The organism is Streptomyces lasalocidi (assembly GCF_005280215.1).
GTDB classification, from domain to species: domain Bacteria; phylum Actinomycetota; class Actinomycetes; order Streptomycetales; family Streptomycetaceae; genus Streptomyces; species Streptomyces longwoodensis.
On sequence record NZ_SZNQ01000001.1, the window covers coordinates 5,166,406 to 5,192,654 of the forward strand.

The window sequence follows — 26,249 nt, forward strand, 5'->3', positions numbered from 1 at the left end:
GAACCGTACCGGGGCGTGGGCGTCATGTGACGGAGCGTCACCCGGACCCGATGGGTACACGAGTCAGGAATGCGAGCACCGGTGCAGAAAACGCGGCCTCGGCGCACAGGCAGGCAGTCGGCCCCCGAGGGGCAGGCGCAGACCCCCGTCGGCAAGGGCCGTCCGACCCACGTGCGCAACCGCCTGATCGTCGCGGTGGCCGTGGTGGCCGCCGCCATCGTCGGCGCGGGTGCCCCCTCGGTCCTCGCCGCCTCCGGGCAGCTGAAGGACTCCCAGGACCTGGTGACCCTGGCCGAGCAGACCGAGGACGCCCTCGCGCTCGCCCAGTCGCTCGCCGACGAACGCGACGAGGTGACCTCCTACCTCGCGGCCGGCCGGCCCAAGTCCGCGGCGCCGTCGGAACAGAGCAGCGCCCGCGTGGACCGCCAGGTCGACGACCTGCGCGCCGACAGCGACACCCCGGCGGACCTGCGCGAGGACCTCGACGGCATCGCCGCCGTGCGCCGCGCGGCCCTCACCGGCCAGAGCACTGCCCTGCAGGCGCACCAGGCGTACTCGGCCGCCATCACCGAACTGCACCGGCTCGCCCAGGACCTGGCCGAGCAGACGCCCGCCCGGGCGGGCTCCGGCGCGTACGCGCTCGCCGAGCTGGACACCGCCGTGCAGCAGGCGTCCGCCGCCCGCGGGCTGCTGCTCGCCGCCCTGAACGTGCCCTCGTCCACGGAGAGCGTCTACGACCCCGCCACCGGCGGCACCAGCACCTCCCGGACGTCCTCCAAGGCCGACGGCAAGCAGCGCGACGCGCTCACCGCCGCCGCCCAGCAGGCCCGGCTGCGCTCCGACGCGGCCCTCGCCGACTTCCACGCCACCGCGCCCAGGGCCGCGGTCGACTCCTTCGACTCCACCGTCACCGGCGGCGAGGTGGAGTCCGCCGAGAAGTACCTCGCCACCCTCACCGACCAGCCCGAGCTGAGCGACGACGACCTCGGCACCGGCACCGAGAAGCTGGACGCGGCGCTGTCCGCCCGCATCGACCTGATGCGCGGTGTGGAGTCCTCCCTCTACGACCGCCGCACCAAGGACCTCTCGGCGCTGCGTGACGACGATGTCACCGCGCTGGAGATCCGCATCGCCGTCCTCGGCGTGCTGATGCTGGTCGCGGTCGGCGTCGCCACCGGCATGGCCCGCAGCCTGACCCGCCCGCTCTCGGCCGTCCGGCGCGGCACGGCACGGCTGGCCGAGGCGGAGGACCCGACGGCGCAGGAGCCGGTGAAGTTCACCGGCCGCAACGACGAGTTCGCCCAGGTCGTCCGCTCCGTCAACGCCCTCCACGCGCACGCCGTCACCCTGCACGAGCGCATCGCCACCCTGGAGGCCGACCGCAAGCACCTGGTCGGGCAGCGGCAGAAGATGGCCGACGCCCGCGAGGACCTGCGCGCCGAACTCGCCGACGCCGCCGCCCAGCTGGAGCGGCTGCGCACCAGCATCGGCGGCACCTTCGTCAACCTCGCGCTGCGCACCCTCGGCCTGGTGGAGCGCCAGCTGTCGGTCATCGAGGGCCTGGAGGAGCGCGAGCAGGACCCCGAGCGGCTGGCCACGCTGTTCAAGCTCGACCACTTCGCCACCGTCATGCGCCGGCACAGCGAGAACCTCCTGGTGCTGGCCGGCACCGAGCACGTCCAGCAACACCCGGGCCCGGTGCCGCTGGTGGACGTGGTCCGCGCCGCGGTCAGCGAGATCGAGCGCTACGAACGCGTCCGCATCGCCGCGCTGCCCCCGCACGCCCACCTGGTCGGCTTCGCCGCGGACGACCTGAGCCACCTGCTCGCCGAACTCCTGGAGAACGCCACCTCGTTCTCGCCGCCGGACCTGCCCGTGGAGGTCTCCGGCTGGCTCCTGGAGAACGGCGAGGTGATGCTCTCCGTCCAGGACGAGGGCATCGGCATGACCGAGGAGCGCCTGACCCGCCTCAACGCCCGCCTGTCCGCCTTCGACCCGGAGTCGCCGTACGACCAGGAGGGCGAGGAGGGGCTCGGCCTCGGGCTGTACGTCGTGGCCCGCCTCGCGCACCGGCACGGGGTGCGGGTGCAGCTGCGCGACCAGAAGCAGGGCGGTATCGCGGCGGTCGTCGTGCTGCCCACCGGACTGCTCGCCACGGCCCCGGCGGCCGCGGTGCCGCCGGCCGCGCACACCGCGTCCGGTACCCAGACGTTCTCGCTGCCCGGTGCCGACGCGGAGGCCAACTCCAACGTCCTGCACGGCCGTACCCACCCCGACCCCCTGGTGGCCCTGGCCGAGAAGGCGACCCGCGACGCCCCGGTGAAGCCGAAGGAGGCCCCCGCCGAGACCACGATGGAACTCCTGCTCCCGATCGCGCCCGAGGACGCGGAGGCCGAGCAGGAGACCGAGCGGCAGACCGCGCGGCAGACCGAGCAGGAGACCGAACGGCAGACCGAGCCGGGCACCGGCCAGGAGACCGGGCCGGACCCCGACGCGGCGCCCGACCGGGAGCCCGACGAGGGCCACCGCACCGCGCGGGTCCCGGAGTCCGGGGCGGCGGAACACCCGCACGCCGAGGCCCCGCGCGACACGGACCCCGCACCCGCCGACGACGAGGGCGACACCGGGGCGGAGGCCGACGCCGGGACCGAGCACAGCCGCACCGCCGACGGACCGTCCGCCGAGGACGACGACCCCGTCACCGCCAAGGGACTTCCCAAGCGCACCCCCAGGATCACCGCTCCGGCCCAGGCCCCGCGCCAGCGCACCGCGTCCGTCGACGCCGACGCCCTGCGCCGCAGACTCGGCGGCTTCCGCACGGGCGCGCAGGCCGGCTACCGGGACGCCGAGGCCGAACTCACGGAACGCACCGACCGGACCGGTGGGGCCGACCGGGCCGACCGGGCCGTACACGCCGAGGACACCACGGGGGGCACAGTCGAGGAGGCAAGCAGTTGACCGCGCCCAGTACCTTCGGACTGAGCAGTGAAGCACGCAATCTGCACTGGCTGTTGACCAATCTCGTCGAGGAGGTGCCGGGCATCCAGTCGGTCGCGGTGGTCTCCTCCGACGGCCTGCTCCTGCTCTCCTCGGACCCCGGTCGCAACGAGGAGGCCCGCGAGGCCCGTACGGCGAAACCCGCCGGCCCGCGCGGCTCCGCCGCCGACCTCGCGACGATCGTCTCGGGCATCGGCAGCCTGACCGTCGGCGCCGCCAAGCTCATGGAGTTCGGCGGGGTCAAGCACACGATGGTCGCGATGGACGAGGGCAGCCTGTTCGTCATGTCGATCAGCGACGGGTCCCTGCTCGGGGTCCACGGCTCCGCGGACTGCGACATGAGCGTGGTGGCGTACCACATGGCGCTGTTCGTGGGCCGCGCCGGCCACGTGCTGACGCCCGAACTGCGCAGCGAACTGCGCCAGTCCCTGCAGTCCCAGTCGGCGGGGAGCACCCGATGACCGCGCAGCCCACCCCGCCGCAGGGCGGCAGGAACCAGCTCCCGGTCCGCGGCGGCGACCGCAAGCCCGCCCGGGTGCGCCCCTACTCGCTCACCGGCGGCCGCACCCGCTTCGGCCACGTCCTGCTGGTGGAGACGTTCGTGGCGGCCCTGGAGGCCCCCGAGGAGCGCAAGGAACTGACGAACGGCTCGCTGCGCACGACGGTCATGCCGGAGATGCGGGCCATCGTCGAACTGTGCCGCCGCATGCGGACGGTGGCCGAGATCGCCGCGCTGCTGAAGATGCCGCTCGGCGTGGTCCGGGTGCTGCTCAGCGACCTCGCGGACCAGGGAAAGATCAGGGTGTACGGCACGGGAACCGGTCACGGCACGGGCCGGCCGGACCGGGCCCTGCTGGAAAGGGTGCTGAGTGGACTCCGTCGTCTCTGACGCCGCTCGCGGCGTCTCCCCGCGCGTCGAGGTCGTGGAGCCCGACGAGAACCTGATGGCCTGGCAGACGGACCGCACCCGCGCCCCCATCGCCACCAAGATCGTCATTGCCGGCGGCTTCGGCGTCGGCAAGACCACGCTGGTCACCGCCGTCTCCGAGATCACGCCCCTCCAGACGGAGGCGCTGATGACCGAGGCGAGCGAGGACCACGACGACCTCACCGCCACGCCGCAGAAGCTGACCACCACGGTGGCCATGGACTTCGGCCGCATCACCCTCGACGACGACCTGGTGCTCTACCTGTTCGGCACGCCGGGCCAGCAACGGTTCTGGTTCATGTGGGACGACCTGGTGCGCGGCGCGATCGGCGCGGTCGTGATGGCCGACACCCGGCGGCTGAAGGACTGCTTCCCGGCGCTCGACTACTTCGAGAGCTGCGGCCTGCCGTACGTCGTCGCGGTCAACCACTTCGACGGCAGTGAGCTCTTCGAGCCGGAGGACGTGCGCGAGGCCCTGACGATCCCCGCGCACATACCTGTCATGATCATGGATGCGCGGCGCCGGATCTCGGTGATCGAGACCCTCCTGGCCCTCGTCGGCCACGCGCTCGACGAAACCCCCGAGTAGGAGACAACACCCCGCATGCGGAAGATACTCGTCGTCGGAGCCGGCCAGTCCGGACTCCAGATAGCCCTCGGCCTCCAGTCGCACGGGTACGAGGTCACCCTGATGTCCAACCGGACGGCGGACGAGATCCGCTCCGGCCGGGTGATGTCGACGCAGTGCATGTTCCACACCGCGCTCCAGCACGAGCGCGACCTCCAGCTGAACTTCTGGGAGTCGCAGGCCCCGAAGATCGAAGGCCTCGGCGTGTCCGTGGCGGCCCCCGGCTCGCACGACCCCGGCCCCACCCAGCGCGCGATCGACTGGGTCGGCGAGCTGGACGGCCACGCGCAGTCCGTCGACCAGCGGGTGAAGATGGCCGGCTGGATGGACACCTTCGCCCAGCGCGGCGGCCAGCTGGTGATCCACGGCGCGGCCGTCTCCGACCTCGACTACTTCTCCCGCACCTACGACCTCGTGCTGGTCTCGGCCGGCAAGGGCGAGCTGGTGTCGATGTTCGCCCGCGACCCCGAGCGCTCCCCGTACAGCGAGCCGCAGCGGGCCCTCGCGGTGGCCTACGTGCACGGCCTGGGCCCGCGCCCGGAGCACCCGGACATGGACGCCGTGCGCTGCAACCTGGTGCCGGGCGTCGGCGAGCTGTTCGTGATGCCGACCCTCACGCTCTCCGGCCGGGCGGACATCCTGTTCTGGGAGGGCATCCCGGGCGGCCCGCTGGACGTGTTCAAGGGCGTCAAGGACCCGGGGGAGCACCTCGCCCTCACGCTGGAGCTGATGGAGAAGTTCACGCCCTGGGAGTACGCCCGCGCCACCGAGGTCGAACTGACCGACGCGGGCGGCACGTTGTCCGGCCGCTACGCGCCGACCGTGCGCAACCCGATCGGCCGGCTGCCCGGCGGCGGCCTGGTCCTCGGCGTCGCGGACGTGGTCGTCGCCAACGACCCGATCACCGGCCAGGGTTCGAACTCGGCGTCCAAGTGCGCCGCCACCTACCTCGCCTCCATCCTGGAGCACGGCGAGAAGGAGTTCGACGAGGCCTGGATGCGGGCCACCTTCGACCGCTACTGGGACACCGCCCAGCACGTCACCAAGTGGACCAACGCGATGCTCGCCCCGCCGCCGGAGCACATCGTGAACCTCCTCGGCGCCGCCGGCCAGCTCCCCCCGGTCGCCCACCGCATCGCCAACGCCTTCAACGACCCGGCCGACTTCGAGAACTTCTTCTACGAGCCGGAGAAGACGTCGGCCTACCTGGCGTCGGTGTCCGGGGCCGCCTGAGGCGACGGGGACCCGGCCGGCAGCGCCGGGTAGTCCGTGTAGCCCTCCTCGCCGCCCGTGTACATCAGGTACGCCTCCCTGACCGCGTTCAGGGGGGCGCCGGTGCGCAGCCGGGTCACCAGGTCCGGGTTGGCGAGGAAGGAGCGGCCCAGGGCGATCAGGTCGGCGCCCGCCGCGAGGAGCCGTTCGCTCGCGGGCAGGGGCGGCTCGTCCAGGGCCAGCCGTGGGTTGGCGATCAGGGTGCCCGGCCACAGGCGGCGCAGCTCGGCGAACAGCGGCACGCCGGGGTCGGCGTACCCCAGGTGCAGGTAGGCCGGTCCGCTGTCCGTCAGGGCCTTCACGAGCGTCGGGTAGAGGAGCGCCGTGTCCCCCTCGGCGATGCCGTTGACGGTGTTGCCGGGGGAGACGCGCAGGCCCACCCGCTCGGGCCCGATCGCGGCGGCGACGGCCTCCACCACCTCCACCACGAACCGGATGCGCGAGGTGACCGGCCCGCCGTAGGCGTCGGTGCGCCGGTTGGTGTTCTCCGCCAGGAACTGGTGCAGCAGGTGCCCGTTGGCCGAGTGGACCTCCACGCCCTCGAAGCCGGCGTCCAGCGCGTTGCGGGCGGCGCGGGCGAAGTCGGCGGCGGTCGCGCGGATGTCGGCGGCGCTCATCTCGCGCGGCACCACGGACGGCCGGCGCCCGCTCGGGGTGTGCAGGGTCTCGGGCAGCGGTACCGGCGACGGGGCGACGGGCGTCAGCCCGCTGGTCTCGGGGTGCCCGACCCGCCCGCCGTGCTGGAGCTGCAGCACCATTCGCCCTCCCGTCGCGCGCACCGCGTCGGTGACCCGCCGCCACCCGGCCACCTGGGCGGCGGTGTGGATGCCGGGGATGTGGGGGTACGTCTGCCCGACCGCGTTGGGCGTCGCGGCCTCGGCGATGATCAGCCCGGCGGAGGCGCGCTGCGCGTAGTAGGTGGTCATGACGGCCGAGGGCACGCCGTCCGCCTCCGCGCGGTTGCGGGTCAGCGGCGCCATCACCAGCCGGTTGGGCAGGTCCAGCGGGCCGAGCCGGGCGGGCCGGAAGAGGGCGGATTCCGTGGTGGTGTGCGTCATGGCCGTACCGTAGAAGCTGACACCGGTGTGAGGATCAAGCCCGGACCGGCGGCACGGCAGCGGACGAGGTGGGGGTCCATGCGGATCGGTGAACTCGCGCGGCGCAGCGGCGTCAGCGAGCGCTCCCTGCGCTACTACGAGCAGCAGGGCCTGCTCTCCGCCGAGCGCACGCCCGGCGGGCACCGCGCGTACGGGGAGTGGGCGGTGGACCGCGTCGTGCGGATCCAGACCCTGTACGCGGCCGGCCTGAACAGCCGGACCATCGCCCGGCTGCTGCCGTGCATGCGGGACGCCGACGGCGGCCCCAACGAGCGCGCCGACGGCAAGCTCCTCGAGGAACTCCTCGCGGAGCGCGACCGGATCGACCGCGTGATGGCCGACCTGGCCCGCTCCCGCGAGGTCCTCGACGAGGCGATCGACACGGCGACGACGGGACTGGGCTCCCGCCCGGGACCGGCGACGGGGCGCTCTCCGCACCCGGGCCCGGCCACGGACTGAACCCCTGCCAGGATGCGCCCCGCCGTCCACCCGGTGGTCGGCCGGGCTGAGCTGCTGCCCGCGGGCGGCGGTGGGGCTCGGCTACCACCAGGTGCGGCGACTCCCCGCGGGGCCCGGCGGCTCCCGATCCGGCCGCCGCCGTGGACGCCCCCTCTTCTCCTACTCCGGCACCGCGGCCGACGCGTAGCCCTCGTCGCCGCCGGTCGGTGCGGCCGCGGGGAGCTTCGGCGGGGTGTAGTGGCGGACGGGTCGGGCGTCCGGGTCGGGGCGTACGGCGCCGAGGACCGGGTTGGCCGCGAGCGGGGAGACCTTCACCCGTGCGCCGGGGCGGGGCGCCTGCACCACCAGGCCGTCGCCGAGGTACAGCGCCACGTGCGTGGCCTCGGGGAAGTACACGACCAGGTCGCCGGGCCGCAGCGCGTCCAGCGGCACCCGGGGCAGCTTCGCCCACTGCTCCTGGCTGGTGCGCGGGATCGGCGTCCCGGCCCGGTCCCAGGCCCACGAGGTCAGCCCCGAACAGTCGTAGGAGCGCGGCCCCTCGGCGCCCCACTGGTACGGCTTGCCGAGCTGGCGGACCGCGTTGCGCACCGCGCGTTCGCCCTCGGCGGTCGGCTTGCCGTCGTCCTCGCCGAGCGCGCCGGAGTCCTCCAGCTCGCGCTGCCGCTCGGCGACCCCGGTGCGCTCCAGGTCCGCCACCTCGTGCAGCTGCTCCGCGCTGAGCGAGGCGACCATCTCCTCGACGTCGTCGAGTCGCCGGCGCACGTCGTCGCGCTCCTTCTTCCGGCGCTCGGTGAGGGTGATCCGGGCGTCGAGGGCCGCGCGGGCCTTGCGGGCCAGCTCGTCGCGGCGGCGCTCGTCACCGGCCAGCCGGGCCGTCGTACCGGCCCGTTCACGGGCCACCTGCCCGATCACATGGCCCTGGTCGAGGACGTGCTGCGGGTCGCGCGCGAGCAGCAGCCGCAGGTAGGGCGAGAGGTCGCTGCTGGACTGGTACTGCCGGCGGGCGAGCCGGCCGGCCTCGCCGCGGCTGTCGTCCAGCGCCAGCCGCGCGCGGGCCAGTTGACCGTCCAGCCGGGCCACCTCGGCGCGCTTGCGCCGCAGCTGCTCCTCGGTGGCGTTGTAGGCCTCGGTGGCCCGTTCGGCGTCCCGGTACAGCTTCTGAAGGTCCGTCAGCAGCTCGGCCACCGACGGCTCCGCGGACCCGTCCGGCTCCGGTACGGCGACGGCGGCCCCGGGGACCAGGGCGACCTGCGTGGCGAGCGCCGCCGTACAGACCAGGCGCAGCAGCCTTCCTGACACGTCATCACCTCCGCGCCGGGGTGGCCCCTCCACCCCGCACGGCGAGCATCACCACGCTCCGGCCGGTCCCGCGCGCCGGGTGTGCGCGGTTCGGCGCAACCGGGTCACCCGTGCGGGTCGTCCGGCTTGCCGTCCGGCGTGGCACCGGGCTTCGACCAGGGCCAGCGCACCCGGTGTCCGCGGGTGTCCCCGGAGGGGTCGAAGGCGTACTTCCAGCCGCGCGGCAGGCCGAGCCGCTTGCTGTGCCCGCGCGGCTCGCGCCGGTAGACCAGGACGGTCGGCGGCCCGCCGGCGGCGTCGGGCACGGGGATGCGGTAGGTCTTCGGCGGCTGGCCGGTGGGGCCGACCAGCACGGGCAGGACGCGCCCGTCCATGGGGCCGCCCTCGAAGGGGGTGTCTTCGCTCTTCACGCCACCAGTGTCGATCAGGTCCCGGCGGCGAGCGCACCCCGCACCAGCTCGGCGGTCTGCGCGTCGCGGGCGGCGGTCACCGTCAGGCCGGCCACGAACTGGTCCACCAGCCAGTCCCGCAGCTCACCGGGGGGCGGCTGCTTGCCCTCGTCGAGCCAGATCAGCGAGGCCGCCTCCACGGACGTGATCCACATGCGGACGGTCATCCGCAGCCGGGGCCCGGGGTCGGTGACGCCGAGGTGGCTGTGGATGTGGTCGGCGGCGGCCCGCCGTACGCCGTCCACCAGGGCGGTCGTCCGGGACGTCTCGACCACGCTGCCGCCCTGGAGCAGGGCGCTGAAACCCGCGTCGTGCCCGTCGACGAAGGCGAGGTAGCGGTCCAGGGCCCGGCCGAGGCGGGGGAGCAGGGGCCCCTGGCGGGGCTCGTCGAAGCACAGCCGCAGCTGGTCGGCGGCCGACCGCAGCGCGGCCTCGTAGAGCTGCTGCTTGCCGCCGGGGAAGTACCGGTAGACGAGCGGCCGCGACACGCCCGCCGCCTCCGCCACGTCGTCCAGCGAGACGTCCTCGGGGGCGCGGTGCGCGAAGAGGGTCAGCGCGGCCTCGAGGAGCTGACTGCGTCGCTCCTCGACGCTGAGCCTGCGGTACGCGGGGGCGGCGGGGGTCATGCGTGCAGCGTAATCGGAGCGTGGGGATCGTGCGGGGGTCCGGCGGCGGGAGCCGGACACCCCCGCCGCCGCAGCGCCGTCCGGCGGGGCCGGGGCGCGCACGCCGAGCCGTCGCCCGCCGACGGCGTGACCCGGGTCAGGCCAGCAGGCCCGACGACTTCCACAGCCGGCGGCCGACGCCCCGCAGGACGCCGATGTCGTCCAGGAAGTCGGTCAGCCGCTTCGACCCGTTCTGCATGACCTCGCGCCGGTGGCCGCTGGCCTTCACCTGGGCGAGGGCCTCGCGCTGGTCCAGGCCGACGTTCGTGTAGACCTCGGGGTTCACGAAGGCCACCGAGAACACCCGGGCGAACTCGCCGGAGGTGACCCGGGTGAACTCCTGCGACCACCTCGGCGCCGTCAGCATCTGGCGGCGCAGCTCCTCACGGGCGTAGCGCACGTGCCGCGCCTCCTCCACCACGTGGATCCGCGTGACGCCCCGGACCAGCGGCTGCACCCGCTCGTCGGGGAAGGTTAGGCGCTGCATCCAGTCCAGCACCTCCTCACCGAGCAGCGTCGCCGTGAAGGACCCGGGCGTGGTGGAGATCGTCTTGAACACGCGGCCGAGGTTCTGGTGCGCCCGGCTCACCGGGTACCAGGGGGTGCCGCCGTGCGAGATGAGCCGCGCGAACATCTTGGAGTGGCGGCACTCGTCCTCGATCTCGGTGAGCGCGTACCGCACGTGCGCGCTCGTCGCCGCCTTGTCGTAGATGTGCCGGACCAGCAGCTGCATCAGGATGATCTCGAACCAGATGCCCAGCGAGGCGAGCGCCGCCGCCTCGTGCTGGGAGAGCAGGATGCGCTGCTCCTCGCTCATCCGCTTCCACAGCGGCGTGCCGTACAGCGACACCAGCTCCGGCGGCCAGAACCACTTGCCGTCCTCGAAGGGCGCGTCCCAGTCCAGCTCCTCGTCCGGGTCGAAGGAGTGCTTGGCGGAGGAGGCCAGCAGTCGCTCCGCCACCTGTTCCCGGTCCTTGAGCAGACCGAGCGCGTCGCGCAGTACCTCGGCCTCGGTCACAGTCGTCATGCCAGTTATGAGACTACCTGTCAGCAAGCCCGTCAATCCCCCGTGCGCGACTTGTTGACCCGATGTCTACCGAGGCTCGTCCCGCGCGGGCTCACACCGAGCAGCCCAGCCCTTCCGGCACCTCGCCCAGCAGCGGCTGCGCGCCCTGCGGCGGGAAGAGCGTGCGGAAGGTGAAGGCGTACGGCGAGGGACCGTGGGTGCGCAGGTGCAGCAGCCGCGCCTCGGCCTCCGCGACCGTGGGCCGGTGGCCGGCCGGGACCCACCACAGGGTCACCATGGCCTCCGCCGCCCGCTCGAACCACTCCCGCCGCCGGGTCAGCGCCTCCCGGTGGCGGCCCGTGTACATGAACTCCTTGAGGCTCTCCAGGTCCCGCCACACCGACATGTTGACGATCAGCCACTCGTCGCCGAAGACGGCGATGTCGGTGGCGTCGCCGCCCTCCGACTGCAGGCGCCAGACGAAGCCCTCGGCCGCGTCGGCGTCGGCGTTCACCGGGTCGAGCTGGTCGACGAAGCCCTTCAACTCCGGCGAGTCCAGCGGAAACTTGAGGCGGGCGAGGTTGACCTGGGCGAGTTCGAAGCGGGCGGCGGGAGCAGTGGTGTCGGTCATGACCGGACGTTAGGTCGGCGCCCCGCGCGCCCGCACCCCCCGTCTCACGGGTCGAGCACCGCCTCCATCACCGCCCGTGCGATCGGCGCCGCCATCCCGCCGCCGGTGATGTCACCCCGGTCCGCGGAGGCGTCCTCCACCACCACCGCGACCGCCACCTCGGGTTGCATGTCCCGGTCCGCCTGCGCCCACGACACGAACCAGGCGTACGGCACACCGGAGTTGCCCAGCCCGTGCTGGGCCGTGCCGGTCTTGCCGCCCACGGTCGCCCCCGGGACGGCCGCCTTGCGCCCCGTCCCCTCCCGCACCACGTCCTCCATCAACTGCCGCAGCTTGCGCGCCGTCGAGGGCTGCATCACCTGCCGCGGCGGCCGCGGACCGGCCGCCGCCACCGTCGAACCGCCGCGCCGCGTCGTCCGCTCCACCAGGTACGGCATGCGCAGTTGCCCGCCGTTGGCCACCGCCGCCGCGACCATCGCCATCTGCAGCGGCGTCGCCCGGGTGTTGTACTGGCCGATCGACGACAGCGCCAACTGGGCCCGGTCCACGGTGGTGTCGAACGTGCTCGGCGCCACCGCGAACGGGATCCGCAGCCCGGCGTCGTTGAACCCGAACGCCTCCGCCGTCGCCCCCATCCGCGCCACGCCGACGTCCACGCCGAGCTTGGCGAACACCGTGTTGCACGACCACTGGAACGCCTCCCGCAGCGGAGCGTCCCGACAGCCGTCACCCTCGTTGTCCAGCCGGGTCGTCGTCCCCGGCAGCCGGTAGGGCGCCGGCGACCGGGTGCGCGCGTCCAGGTTCCTGACCACCCCCGCGTCCAGCGCCGCCGCGGCCGTCACCACCTTGAACGTCGACCCCGGCGGGTACGTCTGCCGCACCGCCCGGTTCAGCATCGGCTTGTCCGGGTCCGCGTTCAGCCGCGCCCACGCGCGGGCGGCCGCCGCGCCGTTCCCCGACAGCTCACCCGGGTCGTACGACGGGCTCGACACCAGCGCCAGCACCCGGCCCGTGGCCGGATCCACCGCCGCCACCGCGCCCTTGCGCCCCGCCAGCCCCTCGTACGCCGCCCGCTGCGCCTCACGGTCCAGCGTGGTCTCGACGTCGCCGCCCGCCGCACGGGCCCGGGTGAGGTCGCTCAGCAGCGGCAGCGGCGCCAGCAGCGGGTCGGTGCCCGCCAGGACGCCGTCCTCGGTGGCCTCCAGCAGGGTGCGGCCGTACTCCTGCGAGGCGAAACCGGTGACCGGCGCGTACAACGGGCCGTCCACGTAGGTGCGTTCGAAGCGCAGCTGCTCGCCGCTGTCCCGGGAGCCGGTCACCGGGCGGCCCCCGACCACGATGTTCCCGCGCGGCTGGCCGTAACGGGCGATCGTCGCACGGCGGTTGGCCGGGTTGTCGTCGTAGGCCGGGGACTGCACCACCTGGACCCGCGCGGCGTTCACCAGCAGGGCCGCGAGCAACAGCACGCAGAAGAAGGCCGCGTACCGGATGTGCCGGGTCACCGGGCCTCCTCGGGGCGCACCGCGCCGTTCGTCCCCCGTGCGACGGTCATGGGGCCGGCTTCCCGTCGTACTGGCGGCGCGCCGAGTGGCTGACCCGGATCAGCAGCGCCACGATCGTCCAGTTGGTGACCACCGACGAACCCCCCTGCGCCAGGAACGGCATCGCCATGCCGGTCAGCGGGATCAGCCCCGTCACCCCGCCCGCGATCACGAACACCTGGAGCGCCACGAGCGAGGCCAGCCCGATCGCCAGCAGCCGGCCGAAGGGCTCCCGCAGCGACAACCCCGCCCGGTAGCCGCGCTCCACGAGCAGGGCGTACAGCAGGAAGATCGCCGACAGCCCGGCCAGCCCCAACTCCTCACCGGCCGTCGCCAGGATGAAGTCCGACTTCACGGCGAACCCGATGAGCACCGAGTGGCCGTTGCCGAGCCCGGTGCCCAGCACCCCGCCCGCCGCGAACGCGAACAGCGACTGGGCGAGCTGGCCAGGCCCCTGTCCCGCGTCGATCGACGCGAACGGGTGCAGCCAGTCCTCCACGCGCCCGTGCACGTGCGGCTCGAAGCGCCCCACGGCCACCGCGCCGAGCCCCGCGAGCAGCAGCCCCACCGCGATCCAGCCGGTCCGGCCGGTGGCCACGTACAGCAGGACGACGAACAGGCCGAAGAACAGCAGCGACGTGCCGAGGTCCCGCTCCAGCACCAGCACGCCCACGCTGACCAGCCACACCGCGACGATCGGCCCCAGCACGCGCCCGGTGGGCAGCTGCACGAACCACACCCGGCGGCCCGCGTACGCCAGCGCGTTGCGGTTGGCGGCCAGGTACGCGGCGAAGAACACCGCGAGCAGCACCTTCGCGAACTCCCCCGGCTGCAGGGAGAACCCGGCGATCCGCACCCAGATGCGGGCGCCGTTGACCGCCGGGAACAGGATCGGCAGGCACAGCAGCACCAGCGCGGCGACCACGGACACGTACGCGTACCGCTGGAGCAGCCGGTGGTCGCGCAGCGCGGCCACGACCACGATGAACAGCCCGATGCCGAGCGTCGACCACACCAGCTGCGTGGGCGCCGCCCGGTCACCCGGCGTCTCCAGGTCCAGCCGGTAGATCAGCACCAGCCCGAGTCCGTTGAGCAGCACACCGATCGGCAGCAGCAGCGGATCGGCGTACGGCGCCCGGAACCGCACCGCGAGGTGGGCCAGCAGCGCCAGCACGCCGAGCCCGGCGCCGTAGCCCGCGGCGCCGGGCGGGAGGGTGCCGTTGCGCGCCAGGCCCACCGCGCAGTAGCCGTACACGGACAGCAGGACGGCCAGGACGATGAGCGCGAGCTCGATGCCGCGCTGCCGGGGCAGGCGTGCCGGGCGGGCGGGGGCCCGCTCCGCCACGACGGTGTCGACTCCGGCTGACATCATGTCCGGAACCTACCCAATTGATGTTCCTCGTGAGCTTCGCTGGGGCGGGGGCTGGGTCAGTCGGGTGTCAGCAGGGACGGGGTTCCCGGTCGAACGTGTGGATGTAACGCGCCGCCCCCCAGGCCCAGGTGCCGTCGGTGAGCAGGTACCACTGCCGGTTGCCGTCGACGCTCTCCCCGCGGGTCTGGCAGAAGATCGACACGGTCTCGCCCTGGCGCGCCATGCGGATCACCTCGCTGGACCGCGTGGGCGCGCTGCGCAGGAGCAGGCCGCCGCGGGCGGTGACGACACCGCGGGTGAGACGACCGTCCTGGCCTTGACCCTGACCCTGGGCTTCGCCCTGTTGCTGGCCTTGGCTTTGGCCCTGGTTCTGGCCTTCGCCCTGTTGCTGGCCTTGGCCCTGACCCTGGCCCTGGCCCTGCACCTGCTGGTAGCCCAGGCCCAGGCCTTGGTACTGGTCGCTGTCCTGGCCCTGGCCCTGGCTCTGGCCCTGGGTGGCGGAGGTGCCCTGCTGGGAGTTGGCGTTGCCCTGTCCGTCGCCGCCCCAGCCGTCGTCGGCCATGGCGGGGACGACGGAGGCGGAGAGGGCGAGGGCGCCGGCGGCGCCCGTCATGGCGAGACGGGCGAGGGTGGACCGCAGGACCATAGCGACCATGGCGTACCTCCAGGAAGGGGGTCGTGAGGTGTCAAAAGCTGACTGATCGCCACGTTAGGGGCGGGCGGGGGAGGGTGCCCGCTGGATTGGGCCGATGGATGGCGCCCGAGGGGTGATGCCCGACGTACGACGCGAACGGGCGCGTCCCGCGGACTGGGCCCGTCACGCGGACTGGGCCCGCTCCTCCGGCAGGATCAGCGTGGCCACCGCCCCGCCCTCGGGCGCGTTGGCGAAGGTCAGCCGTGCGCCCAGCACCTCCGCCTGCCCCACCGCGATGGTCAGCCCCAGCCCGTGCCCCTTCGCGCCCCCCTCGGTGCGGAACCGCTGCGGCCCGTGCGCGACGAGGTACTCCGGGAAGCCGTCCCCGTGGTCCCGCACGGTGACCCGCGGCCCGTCCACGGTCAGCACCACCGGGGCGCGCCCGTGCCGGTGCGCGTTGGACACCAGGTTGCCCAGCACGCGTTCCAGGCGCCGCCGGTCCGTCTCCACGCGCGCGTCCCGCACCAGGCGCACCTCGGTGTCCGTGCCGGACGCCCGGACGACCCGTTCGGCCAGCGCGCCCAGGTCCTCGGAGTCGAGCTCCCCGCGCTCGCGCCCGGTGTCCAGCCGGGAGATCTCCAGCAGATCCTCGGTCAGCGTGCGCAGCGCGGCCACCCGGTCGCGCACCAGCTCGGTCGGCCGTCCCTGCGGCAGCAGTTCGGCGGCCGCGTGCAACCCGGTGAGCGGGGTGCGCAGTTCGTGCGCGACGTCGGCGGTGAAGCGCTGCTCGGCCAGCAGCTTGCCCTGCAAGGAGGCCGCCATCGAGTCCAGCGCCGCGGCGACCGCGGCCACCTCGTCCTGCGGGCGGCTCGCGTCCTTGGTGCGGGGGTCGTCCACGCGCGCGTCCAGGTCGCCGGCGGTGATCCGCCGGGCCACCAGCGCGGTGGCGTGCAGCCGCCGGGTCACCCGGGTCACGGCGAAGGCGCCGACCAGCAGGGTCGCCCCGATCGCCAGGCCCGACGACCAGAGGATGGCGCTGTCCAGGCCCTCGATGGTGCGGGCCTGCTGGCCGTAGTCGACGGCCACGGCGAGCGTGTGTCCGCCGTCGGCGGGACCGGCCGCCCACATCGTGGGCTGCCCGCGGTGGTCGGCGACCATGGTGCCGCGCCTCCCGGCCAGCGCCAGCTTGCGCAGTGGCTGGGGCAGGCCCTCGGGGTCGACGCCCGCGCCGGGCAGCAGCGTGTCGCCCGCCTCGTACGCGGACGTCGCGTCGGTCAGCCGGGACAGGGCGAGGTCGCGGGCCTGGCCGACGGTCTGGTCGGTGACCTGGACGTGCACGAGCACGCCGAGCAGGGCGGCGAGCGCGCAGCACATCACCGTGATGAAGGCGGCCGACTTCACCGCGAGCGTGCCGGCCCAGCGGGGGAGCGGGGCCGCGCGGCGGGACGTGGGCCGACGGGTGGCGGGCCGGCGGAGGACGGACCGGCGGGGAGCGGGTGCCCTCACGGGGTCACCGACGGGGACGGGGTGGGACCCGGGTCGGCCGTGGAACTCCGGCCGGCCGTGGCGGTGGTCGTCGGGGAGGGGCGCCCTGGGCGGTGGCCGTGGTGGGTGCGGAGCATCTCGTCGTGCGTGAGGAGCATCGCCTTCTGCTCCGGGTCCCAGGTCCACTGGAGCCGGTACTCGTAGTCGGCGAGGTCGGACGGCGAACGGATGATCACCGACCGCCCGGCCAGCTCGACCGCGCTGACGGCGTCCTCCCAGGCCATGACGCGCAGCAGCCGGTGCTTGTCCACGGTGTAGGCGCGCACGGCGGTCAGGTCCGGCGCGTCCCCGGGCAGCAGCCGGAAGCCGAGGGTCAGGTCGACGCGCCCGTCACCGGTCAGGTCGCGGTAGTAGGGCTGGAGGACGGGGCACTTGCCGGCGGCGGTGGTGTCCGCGTTCGCGGTGCGGCCCGTGGCCTTCCCGTCCGTGGGCTTGTTGGTGCAGGCGGCCATCCGGGCCGTCGTGTCCCGGTAGATGGCGTCGGGGCCCCGGTAGTCCTTGGGGTGCGCGGCGATCTCGGCGCGCACGATCGCCACGGGGTCGACCTCGCGGAGGTCGTCGCCGGGCACGGTGACGCCCTTGACGACCTCGGTGTCCGCCTCGTCGATGTTCCAGGCGGGGCTGGAGGCCGGGGTGAGCTGCGGCCAGAGCCGGGCCGGGCTGGTCGCGGTCGGGGTGGACCCGGCACCGCGCAGTCCGCCCGCGTCACCGCAGGCCACGGCGGCCGAGGCCAGCAGGGCGACGGCGAGGCCGGTCCGGACGGGGCGGCTGACGGACACGGGACTCCTGTGATCGACGACGACGACGGCCCCGTACACCATATTCGGAGGGAAGTCCTATTTGCCCACCGGTGGGCCGAGGGGGCGGCCGGGCGATCGCCGCGACGGTACCAGCCGGATCGCGTGGCCGGCCGCGGGGCCCCGGCGGACCGGGGTGTGGCTGCGCGGCGGCCCGGGGTGCAGGCGCCCGGCGGACCGGGGGCGGGTGCCCGGCCGCGTCCCGGGGCGGCCGCCGTCTTGCTCCCGGAGCACCCACCTGCTCCCATGGTCGTCGGGGTGATGTGCATGAGCGGACTGCGCGTCGTACCGGCCTGGCGCCACGGCCGGGAGCGGCTCTACGTCTGCCGTACGGACGGCAGGAACGTCGCCTGGTACGACCGGGAGGCCGGCCGGGTCAACCTGCTCAGCGACGAGCGCCGGGACGAGGTGCTGGAAGCGCTGGGCCCCTTCCTCACCGGCCCGGTCGCCGTCGGCCCGCCCCCGGTGCCGACCCCCGCCGAGCTGGCCCGCCTGTCCCTCCACCCGGACGACGACCTCGCGCCCAACCGCCCCGGCGAGGCCCTGCTGATCGCCCTCGACCGGGACCCGGCCCGCCAGGGCCTCCGGCTGCGCGCCGACCCGCGGCGCCGGGCCCTGGAGGCCGAGCAGACCGTCGGCGAGGCCCTGGACCGCCTCGACGGGGCCGGCTGGCACACCCTGCACTCGGTGCCGCTGCCCGGCGGCGACCGCGTCCACCACCTGACCATCGGCCCCGGCGGCCTGTTCGCCGTCCACGCCCTGTACGCGCGCAAGCAGCGGGTGCTGGTCGCCGACCCGATGGTGTCCCTGGGCCGCCACGACCCCGAGCCGGTCCTGCGCCGCGCCCGCGCCGCCGCCGACCGCGCCTCCTACGCCCTGACGGCCGAGGTCCACCCGGTCCTGGCCCTGGCCGGCCCGGCGGACGTCCGCGTGACGGCTCCGCCGCGCGAGGTACGGGTCGTGCAGGACGCGGACCTGGCGGACCTGGCGCGCACGGGCGGGGTCCTCAAGCCGGCGGACGTGGAGGCACTGCACGCGATGGCCCGGGACCGGGGGACGTGGGCGGCCTGCTGAGGCGTGTGTGTGGGGATGGCGGCCCGCGCCCGTGCCTGTGAGGGCGATCGTCCCGCCTCCCGGTGGGCCACACCGGACGCCATCCAGCCCGTCCGGCGTTTGAGGACGAGGCCCGTCCAGGGCCGAAGCGGGGGCCTGGGGGCGGCAGCCCCCAGCACCCGGGCGAGCCGAGACACCACCCGCGTGTCTGGGGCGGCAGCCCCAGCGCACCGGCGCGCCAAGTGACCACCCCGCGCCCGACTACGGCAGCACCCCGGCCCCCTCCACATCGAACAACGGCGCCAACAGATCCCCGAACTCCCCCACCCGCGCCCCCACGTCCCCCGCCTGAAAAGCCAGCCCCTCAGGCGCCCCACACTCCTCCACCTCCGCCCACGTGACCGGCGCCGACACGGTCGGCTCGGCCCGCGCCCGCAGGGTGTACGGCGCCGCGGTCGTCTTGCGGCCGGCGTTCTGGCTCCAGTCGACGAACACCTTGCCGGGCCGCAGGCTGCGCGTCATCCGGTGCAGGACGAGCTCCGGCATGGCCCGCTCCGCCTCGACGGCCAGCCGCTTGGCGTAGTCGCTCACCTGCTCGGACGAGGAGCCGCGCACGGCGGCGAGGAGATGCAGCCCCTTGGACCCGGAGGTCTTGGCGTAGGCCACGATCCCGTCGGCCGCCAGCCGCTCGCGCAGCCAGAGGGCGACCTCGCAGCAGTGCACGATCGTCGCGGGCGCCCCGGGGTCGAGGTCGAAGACCAGCCGGTCGGCCTCGTCAGGCGTGGGGGCCAGCCACTGGTGGGTGTGGAACTCGGTGACGAGGTTGGCCGCCCACATCAGGCTGGGCAGGTCCTGGACCAGCACCATCCGGGACGGCCCCTCCGACCGGGGGACCTCGGCGGTGGCGACCCAGTCGGGCGTGCCGGGCGGCACGTTCTTGGTGAAGAACAGCTGGCCGTCGGGCCCGTCCGGGTAGCGCAGGAAGGAGACGGGCCGCTCGCGCAGGTGGGGCAGCAGCACGTCGGCGACGGTGGCGTAGTAGTGCAGCACCTCACCCTTGGTGAAGCCGGTCGCGGGATACAGCACCTTGTCCAGGTTGCTGAGCGCCAGCCGTCGCCCCTCCACCTCTGTGATCGGCGTCATACGATGAGAATCACACGAAACCTGTACAAACCGCCCCCCTGTCGTCAGGTCGGGTTACCGGACCCGCGGCCCGGAAAGGTGCTGAACGTTGCGATCCATCTGGAACGGCGCCATCTCCTTCGGCCTCGTCAGCATCCCCATCAAGCTGGTGAACGCCACGGAGAGCCACTCGATCTCCTTCCGCCAGATCCACACCGAGGACGGCGGACGCATCCGCTACCGCAAGTTCTGCGAGGTGGAGGACCGCGAGGTCACCTCGTCGGAGATCGGCAAGGGGTACGAGGACGCGGACGGCACGATCGTGCCGATCACCGACGAGGACCTGGCCCAACTGCCGATCCCGACGGCGAAGACGATCGAGATCGTGGCGTTCGTGCCGGCCGACCGGATCGACCCGCTCGAGATGGACCAGGCGTACTACCTCGCGGCGGGCGGCGCGCCGGCGGCCAAGCCGTACACGCTGCTGCGCGAGGCGCTCAAGCGCAGCAACAAGGTGGCGATCGCCAAGTACGCGCTGCGCGGCCGGGAGCGGCTGGGGATGCTCCGGGTGGTCGGGGACGCGATCGCGATGCACGGGCTGCTCTGGCCGGACGAGGTGCGCGCGCCCGAGGGCGTGGCCCCGGACGCCGACGTGACGGTCCGCGACAAGGAGCTGGACCTGGCGGACGCCCTGATGGACACCCTCGGCGAGGTGGACCTCGCGGACCTGCACGACGAGTACCGGGATGCGGTGGAGGAGGTCATCGCGGCGAAGGCGGCCGGCGAGGCCGTGCCGGAAAGCCCGTCCCGTCCGGCCGGCGGCAAGGTCCTGGACCTGATGGCGGCCCTGGAGAACAGCGTGCGCGCGGCCAAGGAGTCCCGCGGCGAGAGCGCCCCGCCCGAGGAGGAGGCCGAGGTCCGCCACCTGCCCCGCAAGACGTCCCGGACGTCCCCGAAGGCCACGGGCGGCAAGAAGTCGACGTCCACCACGAAGAAGACCCAGGCGACCCCGAGGAAGTCGACGTCGAAGACGACGGAGCCCACGAAGAAGACGACGGCGGCGACGTCCAGGTCGACGGCGGCGAAGAAGACGTCGGCCGCCAAGAAGGCCACGACGACGAAGAAGTCCGCCTCCACCACGAAGAAGACGACCCAGCCCCGCAAGCGCTCGGCGTGAGCCCGCCTCAGCCGGGACCGGCCCCGACGGCCGTCACGGACCCGTCGTCGGGCCCCGCTTGAGCACGAGCAGCCGCCAGGGCCCCGTCGCCGAGTTCTTCGCGGGCGCCGGAAGCTGCCACGGACCCCTCGCCGGGCTCCGCGCGGGCATCAGCAGCCGTCACGGGCCCGTCGCCGAGTTCTTCGCGGGCGCCGGAAGCTGCCACGGACCCCTCGCCGAGCTCCGCGCGGGTACCAGCTGCCGCCCCGGCCCCGTCGCCGGGCTGCACGCGAGCATCGGAAGCCGTCACCACCCCGCCGCCGACCTCTTCGCGGGCACCAGCGACCGCCACCGCCCCGCCTCCCGGCGCCGCACGGCCGCAGTCCCGGCCGTCAGCCGCCCGCGCCGTGTCAGGCCCCTGCTCCCCGCCCGGGCCGCGCCCCGGGCCGGACGCGACCACCAGCGCCGTCCCCACCGCCAGCCCCAGGACCGCCGGCAGGGACAACCGGCCGCCAGGGGCGAAGCCGTGGCCCGCGAAGTACGCGAGGGAGGGCACCGCCGCGGCGAGCCCGGCCCACACCCGTAGCCCCGGCCGGAGCCGCACATCCGGTCGCAACCGACCATCAAGCGACGCCAGCAGCCGCTCCAACGGCATCAACGCCCGTACGACACCCGCGAGTACGGCCCCGAGGACCACCAACCAGGGCACTCGCCACGCCCACCAGGCGGCCGAGCCGAACGCGGGCCGGGGCGCCAGGCCGGGGAGGTAGAAGGCGGCCGCGACGACCAGCACGGGCAGCATGTGCCAGAGGTAGAGGGTCATGCTGAGGCCCCCCAGCCGGCCCACACCGCGCCACACCCGCTCGCGCTCCAGCCACCGGCGCACCGCCGGGGCCGCCAGCAGGGCGAGCCCCACCTGGCCGACCGACCAGGCCAGCATCGCGGCCGACGGCGGGTTCGTGTTGCTCGGGTCCTGCCCGGTGACGAGGATCAGGCTGACGGGGAAGGGCCCGGCCCCGACGAGCGCCGCGAAGGCGGCCCCACCGCCGAGCACCAGGGCGCCCCCGGCCCAGGGCCTCCCGCCGAGGAGCCGGTCACGCCAGCAGAAGCCGAGCTGATAGACCACGCCCCAGACGAGGACGTAGTTGAGCGACCCGAACGCATCCGCGACGCTCAGCGACCCCGCACCCAAGTCGGCGCCGGCGGCGGTGCCCAAGCCCGAGGCCGTGCCCCACGACACCCCGACCGCGACCACTCCCATCCCCACCGGCACCCACACCCCCCACCGCCGATGCGCCGCGTACAACACCGGAGTCAGCGCGCTGAGCAGCAGGTACACCGGCAGGAACCAGAACTGCATCGCCATCGCCCAGCCCACCAGCGCGAGCGTGCCCCGGTCGACTCCGGCGAGCGAGGCGACCCCCAGTCCCGTCAGCACCAGTCCGCAGTAGGCGCCGACCGGCAACAGCAGCCGTACCGCCCGCCGCCCCACCCACCCGGCGGCACTGCCGCCCCGCGCCCGGGCCCGTTCCCACGAACCGGCGGCCGCGTGCCCTCCGGCCAGGAAGAACAGCGGCATGATCTGGAGGCCCAGGGTCAGCCACTGCGTCCACGGCACGGTCGCCAGCAACTCCGGCGCACCGAGCGTCCCGTCGGGGTGCCGCACCAACCCCGTGATCACCCAGTGGCCCACCACGACGAGCACGATCGCCCAGGCCCGCAGGAAGTCGACGTACCGGTCCCTCTCCATGCAGGGGAGCATCCCGCGGTCCCAACCGCCCTGCCCGGCAATGCCCTTGTTCGCAACCAAGCCGTGGCCGCGACGACACAGCGGGCACGCCGGGCGGCCCTGCCTCGGACGGGACGCGAGGCTCAGCGACCGTACCGGCGGTCCCGGTCCGCGTACGACCGCAGCGCCCGCAGCAGGTCTATCTGCCGGAACGCCGGCCACAGCACGTCGACGAAGTGGACCTCGGCGTAGGCGGACTGCCACAGGAGGAAGCCGGACAGCCGCTGCTCGCCGGACGTGCGGATGATGAAGTCGGTGTCGTGGCCGGCGGGCGAGTACAGGTTGTCGGTGATGTGCTCCAGGTCGAAGTCGGCGGCGAGGTCGCGCGGATCGCCGCCCTCGCTGATGTGCCGGTCGAAGGCGGACCGCACGGCGTCGACGATCTCGCGGCGCCCGCCGTAGCCGACGGCCACGTCCACGGTCAGCCCGCCGCGCCCGGTGGTCCGCGAGGCGGCCTCCTTCAGCACGCGCGCGGTGTCGCCCGGCAGCAGGTCGAGGGCTCCGATGACGGAGACCTCCCACGCCTCCTCGGTGGCGCACACCCGCTGCACCGTCTCCTCGATTATCTCGAGCAGCGGGCCCAGTTCGTCGGCGGGCCGGTGCAGGTTGTCGTCGGAGAGCATCCACAGCGTGACGTGCTGGATGTCGGCGGCGGCGCACCACTGCAGGAAGTCGGTGACCTTGGCGCCGCCGACCCGGTAACCCTCGCGCACGTCGTCGTGCCCGGCGCCGCGCGCCCAACGGCGGTTGCCGTCCAGCATGATCGCCACGTGCCGGGGCCGTGGCCGCCCTTCCAGCTTGCGCGTCAGCCGCCGCACATAGATCGCTTCCAAGGCCGAGCGCACGGCTTTCAAGACCACGCCAACATCCCTTCGCGCAACCGCTTTTGTGGCGGCCCACCTTAGCGCCACTTGAGAAACGCTCGAATCGGAGTGGACGCACGCGGCCATATGACCACTTTCCCGGCGAATGACCCCCGGTTCACCGATATGGCAGGTTCCGGTCAAGCCTTGCCCAAGGAGCGGACACCCCCGGCCCCACGTGGTCGGGTCGGCAACGACAGCTGCAGCACTGCTCGTTCTGCCCGTTCTGCCCGTTCCATCCGTTCCGGGAGGACCAGGTGTCAGCACCGAACCGCACCCGCAAGAGACGATGGCTCACGATCTGCGCCATCACCGCATCCGCCGCCTGCGTGGCGCTCCCCGCGGGAGCCGCACCCGGCGGCCACCCCGACCCCTTCGGGCCCCGCACCCTCGACCGCCTGGCCGCCGCACGCGAACAGTCGATCGGCACCGCGAACCCCGGCCTGGCCGCCGAGGACGACGACGGCAACGAGGCGGACGAGATCGCCGAGGGCGCGGAGCAGTACGCCGAGGCCCGCACCTCACCCGGCGTCGTGGCGCCGGGCGCGTACGGCGCCGCCTGGCGCGACCTGACCGCCCTGCCTCGGACGAAGGGCACTTGGCGGCACGTCACCGGCCTGCCGTACGACTCCGACGACCCGCGCTACCGCGACATCGACTCCAACTCCAGCGGCGGCGCGGGCCGGGTGACCGGCCGCATGGCCGCGATGGCGGCGGACGACGACGGCTACCTGTACGCGGGCAGCGCCGGCGGCGGCGTCTGGCGCTCCCGCACCGGCGGCGGCCACTGGCAGCCCCTCAGCGACCGGCTCCCGTCCCAGTCCACGGGAGCGCTCGCGCTGGACGGCGCCGGCCGCCTGTGGCTGGGCACCGGCGAGGCGACGACCAACGCGGACGCCTACCTCGGCAGCGGCGTCTACGTCCTGTCCCACCCGCACCACGGCACCTTCACCACGCGCGACCGCGTCGGCGGCAAGGAGCTGGAGTCCACCACGATCCACCAACTCCGCTTCGGCGGCGGCCGAGTGTGGGCGGCGACCAGCGCGGGCGTGTGGAGCCACTCCACGGCGAAGCTCTCCGGCCCCTGGACCCTGGAGTTCGCACCCAACCCCGATTACCTGCCGGGCGGCGCGAAGGCGGACGACGAGTCGGCCGCGTACAAGAACCTCACCAACGACATCGCGATCGACCCGAAGGACCCGCACAAGGTCGTGCTCGCGGTCGGCTGGCGCAGCGGCGACGACTACAACGGCTTCTACACCAAGGTGCGCGGCACCTGGACCCGGATCACCAGCGGCATGGGCGACCTGCCGACGGACGCGGAAGGCGTCGGCAACGTCACCTTCGCCCGCTCCGCGGACGGCTCGCGCTACTACGCGATCGACCAGTCGCCGGAACAGCTCAACACCAACCCCGACAGCGCCCTGGAAGGCATCTTCGTCTCGGCGTCCGGCTCCCCGACGGGCCCGTGGACGAGGATCGCGGACTACAAGGTCCTCGCGGCCGGCGGCTCCGCGCTCACCGAACCGGGTTACATGCCGGGCATCCAGGCCTGGTACAACCAGTTCCTCACCGTCGACCCGAGCGACCCGAAGCACGTCTACGCGGGCCTGGAGGAGGTCTTCGAGACGAGGAACGGCGGCACCACCTGGTCCGCCGTGGGCCCGTACTGGAACTTCGGCTTCCCCTGCTGGAGCATCGACCCGTCCCGCCAGACCGGCAGCTGCCACCAGACCACCCACCCCGACCAGCACGGCGTGGCGATCGGCCGCTACCACGGCCGCAGTTGGGTCTACGTGGGCAACGACGGCGGCGCCTACCGCCGCCCCTTGAACGGCACCCAGGACGCCTCGGGCCACGCCACCGACTGGACGTCCCTGAACGACGGCACGATCGACACCCTCCAGTACTACTCGGTGGGCGTGGGCAAGGACCGCGACAACGGCGGCCTCTTGATCACCGGCGGCCTCCAGGACAACGGCCAGTCCATCCTGCGCGGCAACGACCGCGTCATGGGCTCCAACTTCGGCGGCGACGGCGCCGACACCCTGACGGACCCGCAGAACGGCTGCAACATAGCTCAGGAATACGTCTACCTGGCGGTCCAGGTGACGCAGAACTGCGCCCAGAACGACGGCAGCTGGACCACCGACCCCACGAAGGCGACGTCGTACAACGTGGCCCCACCCGACAACGCCACCAACGAGGCCCGCTTCGTGGCCCCCTTGGCCGCGGACACAGCGGACGACGCGACATGGATCGCGGGCGGCCGCCACATCTGGGTCCAGACCCACGGCTACGCCATCCGCAGCGGCACGGAGTGGAAGAACGTGCACGACCTGGGCGCGGGCCGCACAGCGACAGCCGTGGCAGCCTCGAACGGCAAGGTCTACGCGGCCTGGTGCGGCCCCTGCAACAACCAGGGCTTCGCACGGGGCATCGCCGTGGGCAACGAGGACGGCACGGGCTGGCACGACCTCACCCTCCCGCCCGACGCGACGATCCCCAACCGCTACCTCAGCGGCTTCGCCGTGGACCCGAGGAACGCGAACCACGTGATCCTGGCGGTCAATGGCTTCTCCCGCCACTGGACGGAGGGCCCGGGAGCGGGGGTTGGCCACGTCTTCGAGTCGAAGGACGCGGGCACCACGTGGAAGGACATCTCCAAGAACCTCCCCGACGTCCCGACGAACGCGGCCCTGCTGACCCCGAACGGCGGCCTGGCGGTGGCCACGGACCTGGGAGTGGTCTACCGGGCCCCGCACCGCACGAGTTGGCAACGCGTAGGCACGCTCCCGGCGACCGCAGTACTCCAACTCAAACCGAGCCCGAACGGCAAAACCCTGTACGCGGCGACGCACGGCCGGGGGATCTGGTCGGTGGGAGTGGGGGAGCTGGGCTGACGCAAAGGGAGGCCTGACCGACGACTGGCCTTCAGCGGGGGTG

Annotated in this window: 23 protein-coding genes; 9 read left to right on the forward strand and 14 right to left on the reverse strand. The window is 73.7% G+C overall.

Annotation, left to right across the window (positions count from 1 at the left end; genetic code table 11):
* Positions 1–81: 81 nt before the first annotated feature.
* From E4U91_RS23410 to E4U91_RS23430, 5 genes are read left to right on the forward strand one after another with little or no spacing between them, the layout of a single operon-like run.
* Positions 82–2,958 (forward strand): sensor histidine kinase, encoded by a 2,877-nt coding sequence (locus E4U91_RS23410; RefSeq protein ID WP_241678669.1) that lies wholly within the window; start codon positions 82–84, stop codon positions 2,956–2,958.
* Positions 2,955–3,458, forward strand: coding sequence for a roadblock/LC7 domain-containing protein (locus E4U91_RS23415; RefSeq protein WP_137308655.1), 504 nt, complete (start codon positions 2,955–2,957; stop codon positions 3,456–3,458). Before E4U91_RS23410 ends, E4U91_RS23415 begins: the two co-directional genes overlap by 4 nt.
* A complete protein-coding gene (locus E4U91_RS23420; protein WP_067237006.1) occupies positions 3,455–3,886 on the forward strand; it encodes a DUF742 domain-containing protein in 432 nt (143 codons plus the stop codon). The genes E4U91_RS23415 and E4U91_RS23420 overlap by 4 nt, the downstream gene beginning before the upstream one ends.
* Positions 3,867–4,514 carry a GTP-binding protein gene (locus E4U91_RS23425; protein ID WP_137308656.1) on the forward strand — a complete coding sequence of 216 codons (648 nt, stop codon included), beginning with the start codon at positions 3,867–3,869 and terminating at the stop codon, positions 4,512–4,514. Before E4U91_RS23420 ends, E4U91_RS23425 begins: the two co-directional genes overlap by 20 nt.
* Positions 4,515–4,529: 15 nt before the next feature.
* Positions 4,530–5,786: a styrene monooxygenase/indole monooxygenase family protein gene (locus E4U91_RS23430; protein ID WP_137308657.1), complete on the forward strand. Its 1,257-nt coding sequence runs from the start codon at positions 4,530–4,532 to the stop codon at positions 5,784–5,786.
* Here E4U91_RS23430 and E4U91_RS23435 read toward each other — a convergent pair.
* Positions 5,756–6,883 (reverse strand): alkene reductase, encoded by a 1,128-nt coding sequence (locus tag E4U91_RS23435; RefSeq protein WP_137308658.1) that lies wholly within the window; start codon positions 6,881–6,883, stop codon positions 5,756–5,758. The genes E4U91_RS23430 and E4U91_RS23435 overlap by 31 nt on opposite strands.
* A 78-nt stretch (positions 6,884–6,961) precedes the next feature.
* On the opposite strand from E4U91_RS23435, the gene E4U91_RS23440 reads away from it, so the two are divergent.
* Positions 6,962–7,381, forward strand: a complete 420-nt coding sequence (locus E4U91_RS23440) for a MerR family transcriptional regulator (protein ID WP_137308659.1) — start codon at positions 6,962–6,964, stop codon at positions 7,379–7,381.
* A 159-nt stretch (positions 7,382–7,540) separates the two neighbouring features.
* Here the strand turns inward: E4U91_RS23440 and E4U91_RS23445 are convergent, their stop codons facing one another.
* From E4U91_RS23445 to E4U91_RS23490, 10 genes are all read right to left on the reverse strand, one after another.
* The gene (locus E4U91_RS23445) at positions 7,541–8,680 is read right to left on the reverse strand and encodes a C40 family peptidase (RefSeq protein ID WP_137308660.1); all 1,140 of its coding nucleotides are present in this window, start codon (positions 8,678–8,680) and stop codon (positions 7,541–7,543) included.
* A 104-nt stretch (positions 8,681–8,784) separates the two neighbouring features.
* Positions 8,785–9,090 carry a hypothetical protein gene (locus tag E4U91_RS23450; RefSeq protein ID WP_137308661.1) on the reverse strand — a complete coding sequence of 102 codons (306 nt, stop codon included), beginning with the start codon at positions 9,088–9,090 and terminating at the stop codon, positions 8,785–8,787.
* Positions 9,091–9,104: 14 nt separating this feature from the next.
* Entirely contained in the window at positions 9,105–9,755 is a 651-nt protein-coding gene (locus E4U91_RS23455; RefSeq protein ID WP_137308662.1) for a TetR/AcrR family transcriptional regulator, read from the reverse strand.
* Positions 9,756–9,891: 136 nt separating this feature from the next.
* The gene (locus E4U91_RS23460; RefSeq protein WP_174867855.1) at positions 9,892–10,821 is read right to left on the reverse strand and encodes an AurF N-oxygenase family protein; all 930 of its coding nucleotides are present in this window, start codon (positions 10,819–10,821) and stop codon (positions 9,892–9,894) included.
* Between the two features lie 91 nt (positions 10,822–10,912).
* Positions 10,913–11,431 carry a DUF3291 domain-containing protein gene (locus tag E4U91_RS23465; protein ID WP_137308663.1) on the reverse strand — a complete coding sequence of 173 codons (519 nt, stop codon included), beginning with the start codon at positions 11,429–11,431 and terminating at the stop codon, positions 10,913–10,915.
* Between the two features lie 44 nt (positions 11,432–11,475).
* Entirely contained in the window at positions 11,476–12,933 is a 1,458-nt protein-coding gene (locus tag E4U91_RS23470) for a penicillin-binding transpeptidase domain-containing protein (protein WP_137308664.1), read from the reverse strand.
* Between the two features lie 46 nt (positions 12,934–12,979).
* On the reverse strand, positions 12,980–14,344 hold the full coding sequence (locus E4U91_RS23475; protein ID WP_174867856.1) for an FtsW/RodA/SpoVE family cell cycle protein: 1,365 nt from the start codon (positions 14,342–14,344) through the stop codon (positions 12,980–12,982).
* A gap of 67 nt (positions 14,345–14,411) precedes the next feature.
* A complete protein-coding gene (locus E4U91_RS23480) occupies positions 14,412–14,999 on the reverse strand; it encodes an SH3 domain-containing protein (protein ID WP_338326680.1) in 588 nt (195 codons plus the stop codon).
* A 162-nt stretch (positions 15,000–15,161) separates the two neighbouring features.
* Positions 15,162–16,352: an ATP-binding protein gene (locus E4U91_RS23485; RefSeq protein WP_137310974.1), complete on the reverse strand. Its 1,191-nt coding sequence runs from the start codon at positions 16,350–16,352 to the stop codon at positions 15,162–15,164.
* A 128-nt stretch (positions 16,353–16,480) separates the two neighbouring features.
* Complete coding sequence (locus E4U91_RS23490) at positions 16,481–17,302, reverse strand: hypothetical protein (RefSeq protein WP_137308665.1); 822 nt, start codon at positions 17,300–17,302, stop codon at positions 16,481–16,483.
* Between the two features lie 285 nt (positions 17,303–17,587).
* On the opposite strand from E4U91_RS23490, the gene E4U91_RS23495 reads away from it, so the two are divergent.
* On the forward strand, positions 17,588–18,394 hold the full coding sequence (locus E4U91_RS23495; RefSeq protein ID WP_137308666.1) for a nuclease-related domain-containing protein: 807 nt from the start codon (positions 17,588–17,590) through the stop codon (positions 18,392–18,394).
* Positions 18,395–18,634: 240 nt separating this feature from the next.
* Here the strand turns inward: E4U91_RS23495 and ligD are convergent, their stop codons facing one another.
* Positions 18,635–19,516, reverse strand: coding sequence for a non-homologous end-joining DNA ligase (ligD, locus tag E4U91_RS23500; RefSeq protein ID WP_137308667.1), 882 nt, complete (start codon positions 19,514–19,516; stop codon positions 18,635–18,637).
* An 88-nt stretch (positions 19,517–19,604) separates the two neighbouring features.
* Here ligD and ku point away from each other — a divergent pair, with 88 nt between their 5' ends.
* Positions 19,605–20,672 carry a non-homologous end joining protein Ku gene (gene ku / locus E4U91_RS23505; RefSeq protein ID WP_137308668.1) on the forward strand — a complete coding sequence of 356 codons (1,068 nt, stop codon included), beginning with the start codon at positions 19,605–19,607 and terminating at the stop codon, positions 20,670–20,672.
* 7 nt (positions 20,673–20,679) lie between these two features.
* On the opposite strand, the gene E4U91_RS23510 is transcribed toward ku, so the two are convergent.
* On the reverse strand, positions 20,680–22,401 hold the full coding sequence (locus E4U91_RS23510; RefSeq protein ID WP_137308669.1) for an acyltransferase family protein: 1,722 nt from the start codon (positions 22,399–22,401) through the stop codon (positions 20,680–20,682).
* A 122-nt stretch (positions 22,402–22,523) separates the two neighbouring features.
* Positions 22,524–23,294 carry an isoprenyl transferase gene (locus tag E4U91_RS23515; protein WP_371558109.1) on the reverse strand — a complete coding sequence of 257 codons (771 nt, stop codon included), beginning with the start codon at positions 23,292–23,294 and terminating at the stop codon, positions 22,524–22,526.
* A gap of 266 nt (positions 23,295–23,560) precedes the next feature.
* Here E4U91_RS23515 and E4U91_RS23520 point away from each other — a divergent pair, with 266 nt between their 5' ends.
* A complete protein-coding gene (locus tag E4U91_RS23520) occupies positions 23,561–26,206 on the forward strand; it encodes a beta propeller repeat protein (RefSeq protein WP_137308671.1) in 2,646 nt (881 codons plus the stop codon).
* Positions 26,207–26,249: the final 43 nt, after the last annotated feature.